Source organism: Streptomyces sp. AC602_WCS936, from assembly GCF_019049125.1.
In the GTDB taxonomy this organism is placed as follows: Bacteria; Actinomycetota; Actinomycetes; order Streptomycetales; family Streptomycetaceae; genus Streptomyces.
The window spans coordinates 93,623-108,049 of sequence record NZ_JAGMUF010000039.1; the positions used below are offsets into that span (position 1 = coordinate 93,623).

At 70.0% G+C, this 14,427-nt stretch carries 15 protein-coding genes and 1 tRNA gene; 11 read left to right on the plus strand and 5 right to left on the minus strand.

Annotated features, from left to right (window positions below; genetic code table 11):
* Window positions 1-168: 168 nt before the first annotated feature.
* Genes purS through purL form a run of 3 tightly spaced genes read left to right on the plus strand, consistent with a single transcriptional unit; the run spans window position 169 to window position 3,373 of the window.
* Window positions 169-441: a phosphoribosylformylglycinamidine synthase subunit PurS gene (gene purS, locus KUM03_RS15075; RefSeq protein ID WP_073725854.1), complete on the plus strand. Its 273-nt coding sequence runs from the start codon at window positions 169-171 to the stop codon at window positions 439-441.
* Entirely contained in the window at window positions 438-1,118 is a 681-nt protein-coding gene (gene purQ, locus KUM03_RS15080; protein WP_217248718.1) for a phosphoribosylformylglycinamidine synthase subunit PurQ, read from the plus strand. The genes purS and purQ overlap by 4 nt, the downstream gene beginning before the upstream one ends.
* Window positions 1,115-3,373: a phosphoribosylformylglycinamidine synthase subunit PurL gene (gene purL / locus KUM03_RS15085; RefSeq protein ID WP_217248720.1), complete on the plus strand. Its 2,259-nt coding sequence runs from the start codon at window positions 1,115-1,117 to the stop codon at window positions 3,371-3,373. Before purQ ends, purL begins: the two co-directional genes overlap by 4 nt.
* A gap of 69 nt (window positions 3,374-3,442) precedes the next feature.
* Here purL and KUM03_RS15090 read toward each other — a convergent pair whose 3' ends face one another.
* Window positions 3,443-3,763 carry a Uma2 family endonuclease gene (locus KUM03_RS15090; RefSeq protein ID WP_374225313.1) on the minus strand — a complete coding sequence of 107 codons (321 nt, stop codon included), beginning with the start codon at window positions 3,761-3,763 and terminating at the stop codon, window positions 3,443-3,445.
* Between the two features lie 225 nt (window positions 3,764-3,988).
* Here KUM03_RS15090 and KUM03_RS15095 point away from each other — a divergent pair, with 225 nt between their 5' ends.
* The 6 genes from KUM03_RS15095 to purM all read left to right on the plus strand — a co-directional run bounded on the left by KUM03_RS15095 (window position 3,989) and on the right by purM (window position 9,765).
* On the plus strand, window positions 3,989-4,492 hold the full coding sequence (locus KUM03_RS15095; protein ID WP_217248722.1) for a helix-turn-helix transcriptional regulator: 504 nt from the start codon (window positions 3,989-3,991) through the stop codon (window positions 4,490-4,492).
* 55 nt (window positions 4,493-4,547) lie between these two features.
* Window positions 4,548-5,384: a M23 family metallopeptidase gene (locus KUM03_RS15100; RefSeq protein WP_217248725.1), complete on the plus strand. Its 837-nt coding sequence runs from the start codon at window positions 4,548-4,550 to the stop codon at window positions 5,382-5,384.
* A 9-nt stretch (window positions 5,385-5,393) separates the two neighbouring features.
* Window positions 5,394-6,191 (plus strand): maleylpyruvate isomerase family mycothiol-dependent enzyme, encoded by a 798-nt coding sequence (locus KUM03_RS15105; protein WP_217248732.1) that lies wholly within the window; start codon window positions 5,394-5,396, stop codon window positions 6,189-6,191.
* Window positions 6,192-6,235: 44 nt separating this feature from the next.
* Window positions 6,236-7,063, plus strand: a complete 828-nt coding sequence (locus tag KUM03_RS15110; protein ID WP_217248734.1) for an META domain-containing protein — start codon at window positions 6,236-6,238, stop codon at window positions 7,061-7,063.
* 62 nt (window positions 7,064-7,125) lie between these two features.
* On the plus strand, window positions 7,126-8,652 hold the full coding sequence (purF, locus tag KUM03_RS15115; RefSeq protein WP_217248736.1) for an amidophosphoribosyltransferase: 1,527 nt from the start codon (window positions 7,126-7,128) through the stop codon (window positions 8,650-8,652).
* 45 nt (window positions 8,653-8,697) lie between these two features.
* Window positions 8,698-9,765 carry a phosphoribosylformylglycinamidine cyclo-ligase gene (gene purM / locus KUM03_RS15120; RefSeq protein WP_217248738.1) on the plus strand — a complete coding sequence of 356 codons (1,068 nt, stop codon included), beginning with the start codon at window positions 8,698-8,700 and terminating at the stop codon, window positions 9,763-9,765.
* Between the two features lie 78 nt (window positions 9,766-9,843).
* Here purM and KUM03_RS15125 read toward each other — a convergent pair whose 3' ends face one another.
* Window positions 9,844-10,095: a DUF3073 domain-containing protein gene (locus KUM03_RS15125; RefSeq protein ID WP_217248747.1), complete on the minus strand. Its 252-nt coding sequence runs from the start codon at window positions 10,093-10,095 to the stop codon at window positions 9,844-9,846.
* A 335-nt stretch (window positions 10,096-10,430) separates the two neighbouring features.
* Entirely contained in the window at window positions 10,431-11,525 is a 1,095-nt protein-coding gene (locus KUM03_RS15130) for a Glu/Leu/Phe/Val dehydrogenase dimerization domain-containing protein (RefSeq protein WP_217248755.1), read from the minus strand.
* Window positions 11,526-11,744: 219 nt separating this feature from the next.
* Here KUM03_RS15130 and KUM03_RS15135 point away from each other — a divergent pair, with 219 nt between their 5' ends.
* Both KUM03_RS15135 and bldC read left to right on the plus strand, forming a co-directional pair.
* Window positions 11,745-12,596, plus strand: coding sequence for a hypothetical protein (locus KUM03_RS15135; RefSeq protein WP_217248757.1), 852 nt, complete (start codon window positions 11,745-11,747; stop codon window positions 12,594-12,596).
* Window positions 12,597-13,128: 532 nt separating this feature from the next.
* Complete coding sequence (gene bldC, locus KUM03_RS15140; RefSeq protein ID WP_003949541.1) at window positions 13,129-13,335, plus strand: developmental transcriptional regulator BldC; 207 nt, start codon at window positions 13,129-13,131, stop codon at window positions 13,333-13,335.
* 441 nt (window positions 13,336-13,776) lie between these two features.
* On the opposite strand, the gene KUM03_RS38315 is transcribed toward bldC, so the two are convergent.
* The gene (locus KUM03_RS38315; RefSeq protein WP_254399363.1) at window positions 13,777-13,971 is read right to left on the minus strand and encodes a DUF6274 family protein; all 195 of its coding nucleotides are present in this window, start codon (window positions 13,969-13,971) and stop codon (window positions 13,777-13,779) included.
* A 349-nt stretch (window positions 13,972-14,320) separates the two neighbouring features.
* Window positions 14,321-14,395, minus strand: a tRNA-Asp gene (locus KUM03_RS15145).
* Window positions 14,396-14,427: the final 32 nt, after the last annotated feature.

A 14,427-nucleotide genomic window follows, 5' to 3' on the forward strand; every position in this document is an offset into this window, starting at 1 on the left:
TAGGTGGCGGGGGGTGATCCGGGATCTTTCCCGAAGCTTTTCGTGGCGGCACCCTTCCGATACCCGATCGTGACTGGGCTCACGTAGTTTCCTCCAAGGCTACGCGCGTAGAAATTTTGTACGGGTAGTCTGAAGGAACCTGCTCAGCACCACACACCGGGAGTGCCAGTGGCACGCGTCGTAGTCGACGTCATGCTCAAGCCGGAGATCCTCGACCCCCAGGGCCAGGCGGTGCAGCGCGCACTGCCGCGACTGGGTTTCGAAGGGATCTCGGACGTCCGTCAGGGAAAGCGATTCGAACTGGAAGTGGACGGGCCGGTCGACGACGCCGCCCTCGCCCGCATCCATGATCTTGCGGAATCCTTCCTCGCCAACACCGTGATCGAGGACTTCACCGTCAAGGTCGAGTCCGAGGACGTAGTCGCGGAGGCCGCGAAGTGACCGCTCGTATTGGCGTCGTCACTTTCCCCGGCTCTCTCGACGACCGCGACACGCAGCGCGCGATCCGCGTCGCCGGCGCGGAACCCGTCGCCCTCTGGCACAAGGACAAGGACCTCAAGCAGGTCGACGCCGTGGTGCTCTGCGGTGGTTTCTCGTACGGCGACTATCTGCGCGCCGGCGCCATCGCGCGCTTCTCGCCGGTGATGGGCACGGTCATCGACCAGGCCAGGGCCGGGCTCCCCGTCCTCGGCATCTGCAACGGCTTCCAGATCCTCACCGAGGCGCACCTGCTCCCCGGCGGCATGCTGGGCAACGACCACCTGCACTTCATCTGCCGCGACCAGAAGCTGCGGGTGGAGAACGCGGACACCTCCTGGACCAGCGACTACACCGCAGGCCAGGAGATCCACATCCCGCTGAAGAACATGGACGGCCGGTACGTCGCCGACCGGCGGACGCTGGACGAGCTGGAGGCCGAGGGCCGGGTCGCCTTCCGGTACCTGGACATGAACCCCAACGGCTCGCTCAACGACATCGCCGGCATCACCAACGCCGCCGGTAACGTCGTCGGCCTCATGCCGCACCCCGAGCACGCCGTCGAGCCGCTGATCGGCACCGGCCGCACCGACGGCCTCCCGTTCTTCACCTCGATCCTCAAGAAGCTGGTCAACGCATGAGCCGGACGCCTCTGGACACGGTCGAGCACGCGGCCGAGACCCCCGACGTCGAGCTGCCCTGGGCCGAACTGGGCCTGAAGAAGGACGAGTACGAGAGGGTCGTGGAGATCCTCGGCCGCCGCCCCACCGGCGCGGAGCTGGCCATGTACTCGGTGATGTGGTCCGAGCACTGCTCGTACAAGAGCAGCAAGGTCCACCTGCGCCAGTTCGGCGAGAAGGCCCCCGAGTCCGACGCGATGCTCGTCGGCATCGGCGAGAACGCCGGGGTCGTCGACGTCGGCCAGGGCTACGCGGTCACCTTCAAGGTCGAGTCGCACAACCACCCCTCCTACGTGGAGCCCTACCAGGGCGCGGCCACGGGTGTCGGCGGCATCGTCCGCGACATCATCGCGATGGGCGCGCGCCCGGTCGCGGTCGTGGACCCCCTGCGCTTCGGCGCCGCCGACCACCCCGACACCAAGCGCGTCCTCCCGGGCGTCGTCGCCGGCATCGGCGGCTACGGCAACTGCCTGGGCCTGCCCAACATCGGCGGCGAGGTCGTCTTCGACGCCTGCTACCAGGGCAACCCGCTGGTCAACGCCGGTGCCATCGGCGTCATGCGGCACGAGGACATCCACCTCGCCAAGGCGTCCGGCGCGGGCAACAAGGTCATCCTCTACGGTGCCCGCACCGGCGGCGACGGCATCGGCGGCGCGTCGATCCTGGCGAGCGAGACCTTCGACGACGCCAAGCCGTCGAAGCGCCCGGCTGTCCAGGTCGGCGACCCCTTCCAGGAGAAGCTCCTCATCGAGTGCACCCTGGAGGCGTTCAAGGAGAAGCTGGTCGTCGGCATCCAGGACCTCGGCGCGGCGGGCCTGTCCTGCGCCACGTCCGAGCTGGCGTCGAACGGCTCCGGCGGCATGCGCGTCACCCTGGACGACGTCCCCCTGCGCGACTCGACCCTCTCGCCCGAGGAAATCCTCATGAGCGAGTCGCAGGAACGCATGTGCGCGGTCGTCGAGCCCGGCAAGGTCGACCGCTTCCTGGAGATCTGCGAGAAGTGGGACGTCATCGCCACCGTCATCGGTGAGGTGACCGACGGCGACCGCCTGGAGATCTACTGGCACGGCGGCAAGATCGTCGACGTCGACCCGCGCACGGTCGCGCACGAGGGCCCGGTCTACGAGCGCCCGTACGCCCGTCCGTCCTGGCAGGACGAGCTCCAGGCCGACGACGCGAACAAGCTGCCGCGTCCGGAGACGAGCGAGCAGCTCAAGGACCAGGTCCTCAAGCTGGTCGGGTCCCCGAACCAGGCGTCCAAGCAGTGGATCACCCAGCAGTACGACCACTTCGTGCAGGGCAACACCGTCCTCGCCCAGCCCGAGGACTCGGGCATGATCCGCGTGGACGAGGAGAGCGGCCTCGGCGTCGCCATCGCCACCGATGGCAACGGCCGCTACGCCAAGCTCGACCCGTACACGGGCGCGCAGCTGGCGCTCGCGGAGGCATACCGCAACGTCGCCACGACCGGCGCGAAGCCGCTGGCGGTCTCCGACTGCCTGAACTTCGGCTCGCCGGAGGACCCGGCGGTGATGTGGCAGTTCGCGGAGGCCGTGCGCGGCCTGGCCGACGGCTGTCAGCAGCTCGGCACCCCGGTGACCGGCGGCAACGTCTCGCTCTACAACCAGACGGGCGAGGCCGCCATCCACCCGACCCCGGTGGTGGCCGTGCTGGGCGTCATCGACGACGTGGCCCGCCGCACGCCGGTCGCCTTCCAGGAGGAGGGCCAGCTGCTCTACCTCCTCGGCGACACCCGCGAGGAGTTCGGCGGCTCGGCCTGGTCCCAGGTCGTCCACGACCACCTCGGGGGCCTGCCCCCGCAGGTCGACCTGGAGCGCGAACGCCTCCTCGCCGAGATCCTGATCTCCGCCTCCCGCGACGGCATGATCGACTCCGCGCACGACCTGTCCGACGGCGGCCTGGTCCAGGCGGTCGTCGAGTCGGCGCTGCTCGGCGGCAAGGGCGCGCGTCTGGTCGTGCCGGACGGGCTGGACGCCTTCACCTTCCTCCTCTCGGAGTCGGCGGGCCGCGCGGTCGTCGCCGTCCCGCGCTCGGAGGAGGTCCGCTTCAACGACATGTGCGGTGCGCGCGGCCTGCCGGCCACCCGCATCGGTGTCGTGGACGGGGACGCGGTGGAGGTCCAGGGCGAGTTCACGCTGCCGCTGGAGCAACTGCGCACGGCGCACGAGGGGACGATTCCGGGGCTGCTCGCGTAGTCGCAGGTCCCTGAGAGTCAGAGGTCCCGTCCGGTCGATTCCGGGCGGGACCTCGGCGTTCCCGCCGCGTCAGCGCACGTAGCTCTTGAGGATCTCGGTGTCGAGTTCGATGCCGACCGGGTCGGGGAGGGCCAACGTCTCGCCGAACTTCGTGACGCGGGCGTTGCGGTAGCCGCCGAGCGCTCGGTCCGGTGAGCTGTGCACCGTAAGGGTGCGGGTGTCGCGATCGATCAAGAGATACAGGGGGATCTCCGCCTCCCCGTACGCCGCCGGCTTCTCGTGCCGGTTACGCCGGTCCACGTCCGGGTCGTACGAGGAGACCTCGACCACCATGAGTGCTCCGGCCAGGTCGGCCCACGCGCCGTGTCCCGCGAAGTGGGCCTCGGGCACGAGCAACGAACTCCAACGTGACTGTCTCGGGAGCGGCGGAGACGATCGTTTCGAACTCGTCCACCGACATCTGAGAAGTGCGTGCGGCCCTCACCGTCATCCTGCCTCCTTCCGGGCGCGGGCCAGTGTTCCGGCGGCCAGGGTGCTCCACGGCGATGTTTCGCCGTCAGACACACGCACGAGTGACGCTTGCACGATGTTACGTAGATACGTAATCTCGTAAGAGTGGAGCAACTGGAACAACGCGTCGCCGATCTCGAACGCCGTCTGGCCGCACTGGAAGCCACCGACCGGCCCGCACCTCGCCCCAAGGAGGGCGACTTCTGGGCCCTGGAAGGACTGAAGGAACAGCTCACCGAGCTGGGTGCGGCAGCCGGCGGCGTCCTGTTCACCGGCTCGGTACGCCTGCCGTCCGGTGAGCAGTACGGCTGGCAGCACGGCGCGCTCACCGACGGCCTGATGGACGCCGACTGGGCCGAGTCCGCCGACGCGTTCGCCGCGCTCGGCCACCCCGTCCGCCTGCGGTTGCTGCGCGAGATCGTCGGCGGCCGGCGCACCGCCGCCGAGCTGGCCGAGCTGGACGGGATGGGTACGACCGGCCAGATCTACCACCACCTGCGCCTGCTCACCGCCGCCGGCTGGCTGCACACCACCGGCCGGGGCCGCCACGAGGTGCCGCCGGGGCGGGTCGTACCGCTGCTGGTGGCGCTGTCGACCGCGCGGAACTGACCGGGATCGTCACGAGCAACACGAGCAACACGAGCAACACGAGCAAGGGGGAACGATGTCCGTACGCAAAGCCGCCATGACCGCCTTCCGGGTGCTGCAACTCGCCTTCCTGGCCCTGGTGGCCGCCGATGTCGTCTTCGACCTGGCCCATCCCTTCTGGCTGAACTTCCTGCCGCTGGTCCTGGCGTACGCCCTGGTCGCCGTGGTCAACCGCTGGGGCGGCGGTGCCCCCGACGCCCCGAGCGTCGTCCGCGAACCCGTCGAGACCGGCCCGCCCGTCACCGGCCGCTGGTCCGCGCTGAACAGCCCCGCCGACCGCACCCCGAGCCACGGCATCCACGCCTACGGCCAGACCTTCGCCATCGACCTCGTCGCCGAGCCCGAGCCCGGCGCCCGCCCGGGCTTCCGCGTTCTGTGGCCGATCGCGCGGCGCAACCGCCACTTCCCGGCGTTCGGCGCCCCGTTGCTCGCGGTCGCCGACGGCACGGTCGTACGGACCGACGACGGCCAGCGCGACCACCTCAGCCGCAACTCACTGCCCGCGCTGCTGTACCTGATGCTCGTCGAGGGCTCGGTCCGCGAGCTGGGCGGGGTCCGCCGGATAATCGGCAACCACCTGGTGCTGGACCTCGGCGACGGCACGTACGCGATGTACGCCCATGTGCGACGCGGTTCGTTCGCCGTACGCGAGGGCGACCGGGTTCGCGCCGGGCAGGTGCTCGCCCGGTGCGGCAACTCCGGCAACTCCACCGAACCGCACGTCCACTTCCAGCTGATGGACGGCCCCGACCCCGACACCGCCCGCGGCGTCCCCTTCACCTGGCGGGGCGTCGGCGTCCCGCGCAACGGTGAGATCTTCCAGGCGCCCTCGCCGTCCACCACGGCCGCATAGGCTCACCGCATGCCCCCGGCCAGGAAACGCCCCCGCGCCTACGACCCCGCCCGCACCCGTGCCGCCGTACTGGCCCAGTTCGGCAATGTACGGGCCGCCGTACGCACCCTCACGCCCGAGCAGCTCGCCCTGCCGACCCGGCTCGGGGACTGGACCGTGCGGGAGCTGGTCGCGCACGTCGGGATGGCGCTGACCGCCGTGGACCGGCTGCTGGACGAGCCCGAGCCCGCGCGGCAGGACGGGCGGCTGCTCGACTGGCCGTTCGCGATCGCCGCCGACGCGGACGCCATCGCCGCCACCGCCCGGCGCCTCGCGGCTGAGCACCCCGACCTCGACGCCCACCTCGCCGACGTCGAGCGCCGCTTCACCGACCGCCTCGACACCCACCTCGGCACCCGGCTGCTGCCCACCAGCGCCGGCGCCCTCCCGCTGGCCGACTACGTCGTCACCCGCACCGTCGAGCTGGTCGTCCACACCGACGACCTGAACGCCGCCGTGCCCGGCCTCGACATCCCGTACGACCGGCAGGCGCTGGCCGCCGCGACCCGGCTGCTCGCGGACGCGCTCGCAGTGAAGGCACCCGGCGGCTCGACCGAGGTGCGCGTCCCGCCGTACGCCGTCGTGCAGTGCGTCGAGGGTCCGCGGCACACCCGGGGCACCCCGCCGAACGTCGTCGAGACCGACCCGCTGACCTGGGTGCGGCTGGCGGCCGGGCGGCTGGCCTGGAAGGACGCCGTGGCCGACGCGAAGGTGAGCGCGAGCGGGGAGCGGTCCGACCTCGGGGAACTGCTGCCGCTGCTCGGCTGAGCGGGAGAGGGGAACCGGTTCCTCCGCGCGTCCGTCGAATCGGCATGTACAGGCAGAAGCAGCAGCGCAGCGTTCCCCCGACCGGGCGCACCAGGCCTCTGACCGGGCGCACCAGGCCCCTGACCGTGGCCGCCGTCGCCGTGCTCGTGCCGCTCGCCGCGGCCTGCGGCACCGAGAAGGCCGACGGCGGCAGCGGCTCCGTCGGCGCCGGCACACCCGTCACCGGCGTGCAGTGGAGCATCGACTCCGTCACCGTGGACGGCGCCACCCACAAGGCACCCGACTCGGCGCGGGTCCGGATCGACGAGAGCGGTGAGGCGTCCGGCAGCACCGGGTGCAACACCTTCAGCGCCCGCGCCGACGTCGACGGCGAGAGCGTCCGGCTCAGCGACGCCATGTTCACCGAGAAGGCCTGCGAGAACACTCCCGCCGGCTTCGAGAAGTCCCTCGGGCGCACCCTCGCCGCCCAGCTCACCGCCGAGGCCGAGGGCGACCGGCTGACCCTCACCACCGCCGACGGCGACACCGTCCGCCTCAGCAAACCGAAGGACGCGTCCCTGTACGGCACGAAGTGGACCGTCACGACCCCCGGTCACGAGGGCCGGGCCCACCTCACCTTCGACAAGGACGCGAAGACCGTCGCGGGCCGCCTGCCCTGCAACCACGTCAACGCGAAGGCCACGGTCGGCGACGGCCGGATCACCCTGGGCGCCCCGGCGACGACCCGAATGATGTGCGAAGGCTCACTCATGGACGCCGAGAAGCGGATCCTGGGCTTCTTCGAGGGCCGGGTCGAATACCGCATCGATCATGAAAGCCTGACGCTGACCAGGGAAGACGGAAAGACTCTCAGGGCCTGGGCCGGTCAGTGATCCATACGTGAGCGGCTGTCCCCAATTCGGACCAGTGGTCGACCTCGCCTACACTCGGAGGCGTGCCACGTGGTGACGGTCGACTCAATCACGATCTGCTTCCCGGCGAGAAGGGCCCCCAGGACGCTTGCGGCGTCTTCGGTGTCTGGGCTCCGGGTGAAGAGGTCGCAAAGCTCACGTACTTCGGGCTCTACGCCCTCCAGCATCGGGGTCAGGAATCCGCGGGAATCGCGGTCAGCAACGGCTCCCAGATCCTCGTCTTCAAGGACATGGGCCTGGTTTCCCAGGTCTTCGACGAGACCTCGCTCGGTTCGCTCCAGGGTCACATCGCGGTCGGTCACGCCCGCTACTCGACCACCGGCGCCTCCGTGTGGGAGAACGCCCAGCCGACGTTCCGTGCCACCGCGCAGGGCTCCATCGCGCTCGGGCACAACGGCAACCTCGTCAACACCGCCCAGCTCGCCGGGATGGTCGCCGACCTGCCCAAGCAGGACGGCCGCTCCACGCGGGTCGCGGCGACCAACGACACCGACCTGCTGACCGCGCTGCTCGCGGCCCAGGTCGACGACGACGGCAAGCCGCTGACCATCGAGGAGGCCGCCCACCGGGTGCTTCCCCAGGTCATGGGCGCCTTCTCCCTCGTCTTCATGGACGAGCACACCCTCTACGCCGCCCGTGACCCGCAGGGCATCCGCCCGCTGGTCCTCGGCCGCCTGGAGCGCGGCTGGGTGGTCGCCTCCGAGTCCGCCGCCCTCGACATCTGCGGCGCCGCCTACGTCCGCGAGATCGAGCCGGGCGAGTTCGTCGCCATCGACGAGAACGGCCTGCGCACTTCGCGATTCGCGGAAGCAAAGCCCAAGGGCTGTGTCTTCGAGTACGTGTACCTGGCCCGCCCGGACACCGACATCGCCGGCCGGAACGTGTACCTCTCGCGCGTCGAGATGGGCCGCAAGCTGGCCAAGGAAGCACCCGCCGACGCCGACCTGGTCATAGCGACCCCGGAGTCCGGCACGCCCGCCGCGATCGGGTACGCCGAGGCCTCCGGCATCCCCTTCGGCAACGGCCTGGTGAAGAACGCCTACGTCGGCCGCACCTTCATCCAGCCCTCGCAGACCATCCGCCAGCTCGGCATCCGCCTGAAGCTGAACCCCTTGAAGGAAGTCATCAAGGGCAAGCGGCTGGTCGTCGTCGACGACTCCATCGTCCGCGGCAACACCCAGCGGGCCCTGGTCCGCATGCTCCGCGAGGCCGGCGCCGCCGAGGTCCACATCCGGATCTCCTCCCCGCCGGTGAAGTGGCCCTGCTTCTTCGGCATCGACTTCGCCACCCGCGCCGAGCTCATCGCCAACGGCATGAGCATCGACGAGATCGGCACCTCGCTCGGCGCCGACTCCCTGGCGTACATCTCCATCGACGGCATGATCGAGGCGACCACCATCGCCAAGCCGAACCTGTGCCGCGCCTGCTTCGACGGCGAGTACCCGATGGAGCTCCCCGACCCCGAGCTGCTCGGCAAGCAGCTCCTGGAGACCGAGCTGGCCGCCGGGCCCGCCGCGACGGCCGCCGCCGACGCCATCCGTCGCCCGTAGCGCCGCCCGCACCACCTGCCGTACGACACAAAGGTTCTCATCGTCATGTCTGACACAACTGGTGCCAGCTACGCAGCCGCGGGCGTCGACATCGAGGCGGGCGACCGCGCCGTCGAGCTCATGAAGGAATGGGTGAAGAAGACCCGCCGCCCCGAGGTCCTCGGCGGCCTCGGCGGCTTCGCCGGCCTCTTCGACGCCTCCGCCCTCAAGAACTACGAGCGTCCCCTGCTCGCCTCCGCCACCGACGGCGTCGGCACCAAGGTCGACATCGCCCGGCAGCTCGGCGTCTACGACACCATCGGCCACGACCTGGTCGCCATGGTCATGGACGACATCGTGGTCTGCGGCGCCGAGCCGCTGTTCATGACCGACTACATCTGCGTCGGCAAGGTCCACCCCGAGCGCGTCGCCGCCATCGTGAAGGGCATCGCCGAGGGCTGCGTCCTGGCCGGGTGCGCCCTGGTCGGCGGCGAGACGGCCGAGCACCCGGGCCTGCTGGGCGCGGACGACTTCGACGTCGCCGGCGCCGGTACGGGCGTCGTGGAAGCCGACCGGCTGCTGGGCCCCGACCGCATCCGCAAGGGTGACGCGGTCGTCGCCATGGCCGCCTCCGGCCTTCACTCGAACGGGTACTCACTCGTCCGCCACGTCCTGCTGAACGAGGCCGGTCTCTCGCTCGACGCCCACCTGGACGGCCTCGGCCGCACCCTCGGCGAGGAGCTGCTGGAGCCGACCAAGATCTACTCCCTGGACTGCCTGGCCCTCACCCGCACCACCGAGGTCCACGCCTTCAGCCACGTCACCGGCGGCGGACTCGCGGCCAACCTGGCCCGCGTGATCCCCGACGGCCTGCACGCGATCGTCGACCGCTCCACCTGGACCCCGGGCGCGATCTTCGACCTGGTCGGGACGACCGGCGAGGTCGAGCGCCTGGAGCTGGAGAAGACCCTGAACATGGGCGTGGGCATGATCGCGATCGTGCCCGAGGAGTCGACGGACGTGGCACTGGCGACCCTGGCCGACCGCGGCGTGGACGCCTGGGTGGCCGGCGAGATCACCGACCGCGGCGACCACGGGACCGGCGCGGCCCTCGTCGGCGACTACGCCGCCTGAGCCGCTGCGGTACCCGCGGGTAGCACAGAACCCGGTCGGTGACCTGAGTCACCGACCGGGCGGGTGTTCAGTGCGAGGTCAAGCGCCGCGACGTTGTTGCGGGGACTGGCCGTCCTCGTCCTCGTCATCGTCCTCGTAGAGGTCGGCGTACTTCGCGTACACGTCATCCTCTTGCTCATCGTCCTCGAATTGCTCGCCATTAGGCGGTTGTGCATTCGACGGCGATGCGCCCAGCTCCTCGGCCAGGCGGGAGAGATCAGTCCCACCGCTGTTGTACTTCAGCTGGCGGGCGACCTTCGTCTGCTTGGCCTTGGCCCGGCCGCGCCCCATGGCTCGACCCCCTCAACGACGGGGCTCGACGGCCCCAGAGTCTTGACACGCGTTCATGGTCCGGAACGGGCTCTCCGCAGAGAGACCGGTCCGTAGGGCTTCCACGGTACCTGAGCCCACGCCCATACGGTACGTCGCCCACAGGACGTGACCACGTCCAGGACCGTCGAGGCGCCCCGTCCTCGCTGGTCAAGGGCGATTTTAACCACGTTTCGACGGTCGACCCGCCGGGATAAGTGAGAGTTCTCTCCAACCGACCCCCGGCGGGTACCGCTCACACGTTCGAATACCGGCCGTCCGGATCACCGTAGAGGTGCCCCGCGGTCACCGCCCGGTCACCGACGGGTGCGTGCCTCCGCCATCCGCTGCTCGGCGATCCGGTCGGCGGCGGCGGCCGGCGGAATACCGTCTTCCTTCGCACGTGCGAATATGGCCAGCGTGGTGTCGTAGATCTTCGCGGCCTTCGCCTTGCACCGGTCGAAGTCGAAGCCGTGCAGCTCGTCGGCGACCTGGATGACCCCGCCGGCGTTCACCACGTAGTCCGGCGCGTAGAGGATGCCGCGGTCGGCGAGGTCCTTCTCCACGCCCGGGTGGGCGAGCTGGTTGTTGGCGGCGCCGCACACCACCTTGGCGGTGAGCACCGGCACGGTGTCGTCGTTCAGCGCGCCGCCGAGCGCGCAGGGGGCGTAGATGTCCAGGTTCTCCACCCGGATCAGCGCGTCCGTGTCGGCGACGGCGACCACCGACGGGTGCCGCTCGGTGATGGAGCGCACGACGTCCTTGCGTACATCGGTGATGACGACGTGCGCCCCCTCGGCGAGCAGGTGCTCGACCAGGTGGTGGCCGACCTTGCCGACGCCCGCGATGCCGACGGTGCGGTCGCGCAGGGTCGGATCGCCCCACAGGTGCTGGGCGGCGGCCCGCATGCCCTGGTAGACGCCGAAGGAGGTGAGGACGGAGGAGTCGCCGGCGCCGCCGTTCTCCGGGGAGCGGCCGGTCGTCCAGCGGCACTCGCGGGCCACGACGTCCATGTCGGCGACGTACGTGCCGACGTCGCAGGCGGTGACGTACCGGCCGCCGAGCGAGGCGACGAACCGGCCGTAGGCGAGCAGCAGCTCCTCGCTCTTGATCTGCTCCGGGTCGCCGATGATCACGGCCTTGCCGCCGCCGTGCTCGAGGCCGGCCATGGCGTTCTTGTACGACATCCCGCGCGCGAGGTTCAGCGCGTCGGCGACGGCGTCCGCCTCGTTCGCGTACGGGTAGAAGCGCGTACCGCCGAGCGCGGGGCCCAGGGCGGTGGAGTGGATGGCGATGACGGCCTTGAGACCGGTGGCCCGGTCCTGGCAGAGCACGACTTGCTCATGTCCCCCCTGGTCCGAGTGGAACAGGGTGTGCAGTACATCAGCAGGTGCGCCGGTTACGTCGGTCACGGTGGTGACTCCTGTGTAGGTGCGGCGGGTGGAGACCTGTCCCCAAGGGGTGGCGGGGACTGTGGCACGAGATTAGAGCCTGGAGGCGTCCCCCCGCCGCACAGTGCTCAGGATCACCTCCGCACGGAGTACGGGCGTGCGACGATTTGCCGAGGTTCCCGCGCGTTTGTGATCGGTTCCGGCAGGTTTTCGGGGCGGTGCGCGGGGGAGGGAGCAGGCGTGCCCAAGGTGTCCTCGGTGATCGTTCCCTACGCGGCGTACCTGCGCGTGTACGAGCCGCTGGCCGCGTTCCCCGACGACGAGCGCGCCCACTGGACCCGTTACGCCCGCCGCACCGATCTGCCCTCCTACCAGGACGAGCTGCGCCGCTCCCTGGCCGACCTGCTGCCCACCCCGCCCGTCGCGGTGCCGGTGCACGAGAGCGCCGACGCCTTCGTGACCGAGGTCGACGGCGTGGTCTGCGTCTGCCCCTGGCGGACCCGGCTGCGCGGCTGGCAGGCCCTGGGCGAGCTGGCCGAGGACTTCCCGGAGCCGGTGCTGGACGCCCTGCTGCCCCCGGTCGTACGCCGCCAGAGCGCCCAGGACTACGAACGGTGGCTGGAGCGCAACCCGGACGCCCGCCCCTGGATCCGCACCGCCACCTGGCAGGTGCCGATCAACTGGTTCGTGCTGGTCTCCGACGCCGAGCGGGAGTACGACAAGGGTGGCGACGGGGAGGGTGCCGCCGCGCCGGTGCTGCGCTACCGGACGCCGATGGTGCAGGCCCGCCGGCGGGTGGCGCGGGGACTGCGGGCGCTCAAGGAGGCCATGGACGAGGGGCCGCTCATCGACGGCCTGGTGGACGTGGGGCGCTGGTTGGAGGAGTTCCACCCGCGCTCCCTGGTCGAGCTGGACTACGGAGGGCTCGTGCATGCCGTGCCCGCCGGTGAGTTGGAGGACGACCACTCCGCGGCGGACGTGGCCGAGGGCATCGAGGCGCTGCGGCACGGCGACGGGGCCACGGCGGGGGCGGCGTACGGGCGACTGGTGGAGCGCTGGCGCGCGGTCCGGGACCGCCGGTCGGCGAACTGACGTTTGACGTACCGCCCGATGTGAGGTTTCGTCTTCCGATCCGACACTCGCCCGGTGTGGGCTGATGTTTTGTCGACAAGGGACGTAGGTCCCGATCCGGGCGTATGCGTCAAGCGTGACGGACCGCACGTACATCACTCTTGCGCCCGTTCCCCCTCCTCATGCCAAAATAGGACAAGGAGCCCGGGGAGGGCTCGTTCCGTCCCATTGTGATGCACTGTGGGCGGATTCCTGGGTTTGCACGCTTTGGGGGGTCTGGTGACGCCTGATCGTCCTGTGACTGATCGTCACAGTGGCGTGACTGTCCGCTATGGCATGGTCCATCGGCTTCCGTCGCTGATGAACACCTGGGAGGGCAATTCCATCGGTTTGGCCGACGCGGCTGGACAGATGGTGTAGTTGTAGTGCCGAGGACAAGCCGTTCGTCCTATAACCGACTCGACTCGCGTCCGCCATATCGGGCAACGCGGGTCAAGGTGCAGAATTTAGAGGAAAGAACCGAGAAGGTTCGGTTCTCCCGAGGAGGCCGCTCATGACCGCTCGCACCCCTGATGCCGAGCCGCTGCTGACCCCGGCTGAGGTCGCCACCATGTTCCGCGTCGACCCGAAGACGGTCACGCGCTGGGCGAAGGCCGGCAAGCTCACGTCGATCCGCACGCTCGGCGGGCATCGCCGCTACCGCGAGGCCGAGGTCCGCGCCCTGCTCGCGGGCATCCCGCAGCAGCGCAGCGAGGCCTGAACAACTGAATAACCGGGCAAAACGGCAGGTCCCCCAACCCGCCGAGGCGCTCGGAACCACAGCTCCAAACGACGCCGTTCCTGCCCCAACAGGGGTGCGTCGTGGATCGCGCTGGACTCCGCCGGGTCCAGCGCGATCTCTTTTTTGTGCGGTCCTGTGCCTGGTGAGGGCCGTCCGCCGCCCTCTGTGAGCGGCCTTGTCGGAGTCTGGGGAGGGGTGTCGGAACGGCTGTGGGAGGGCCGGGCGGAGACCGGTGGGAGTGGTGCAATTGCACATATTAAATTGACCGGTTGTAGGGGAGCCGTAAGTGCCACGGTTTCAAAAACTCATGCGGTGACACCCGTCACAGCGCGCGGTGCTTGTTGGGTCCGGCACGGGTGCGTTAATGGAGGCCCGCGCTCCAGAAGGCTGGCGTGGCAAGGGTGTTGGGGCCGGCGGGCGTCACGCCGGGGACGCCGTCTCGCTCTCGACGCCGTCTTGACGGCCCGTCGGGGACTGTGGGACGGGCGAGTCCAGCGCCAGCCGCAGCAACCGGTGGCAGATCGGACAGTGGCGCGTCAGATGACGGTAGGACGACGCGGCCGACAGATGCGCGCGGAGCAGGGCCCGCGTCTCGTGCCTGACCGATGCCGCCATACGCCACCTCCGGGGCCGTACAGGGACGTTCCCTGTTCTTTGGAGTACCGAGCGAATGTGACGCCGTCAAGGCCGGGAGAGGGGCGCTGAGGGCTTTCTGGGGAGCGTGGGGCGGAACGCGACGCGGGAGCACAAGAAGAGGCCCACACCAATCGGTGCGTGCCCGAGGGCACGAGAAAGAGGCCCGTACCGGTAGGTACGGGCCTCTTCTGCTGCGGTCCTGACGGGATTTGCTGTACCCGGCAGCGGCTGCGCCGCGGGCGCGGCCTCCACCTTGACAGGGTGGCGAGCGCTTTCGGACGGGAAGACGAGGAAAGACCCGCATCGATGGATGCGGGTCCTTCTGCTGCGGTCCTGACGGGATTTGAACCCGCGGCCTCCACCTTGACAGGGTGGCGAGCACTCCAAACTGCTCCACAGGACCAGGTTTCGCGGCGCTTTCCTTGCGTTGCGCTG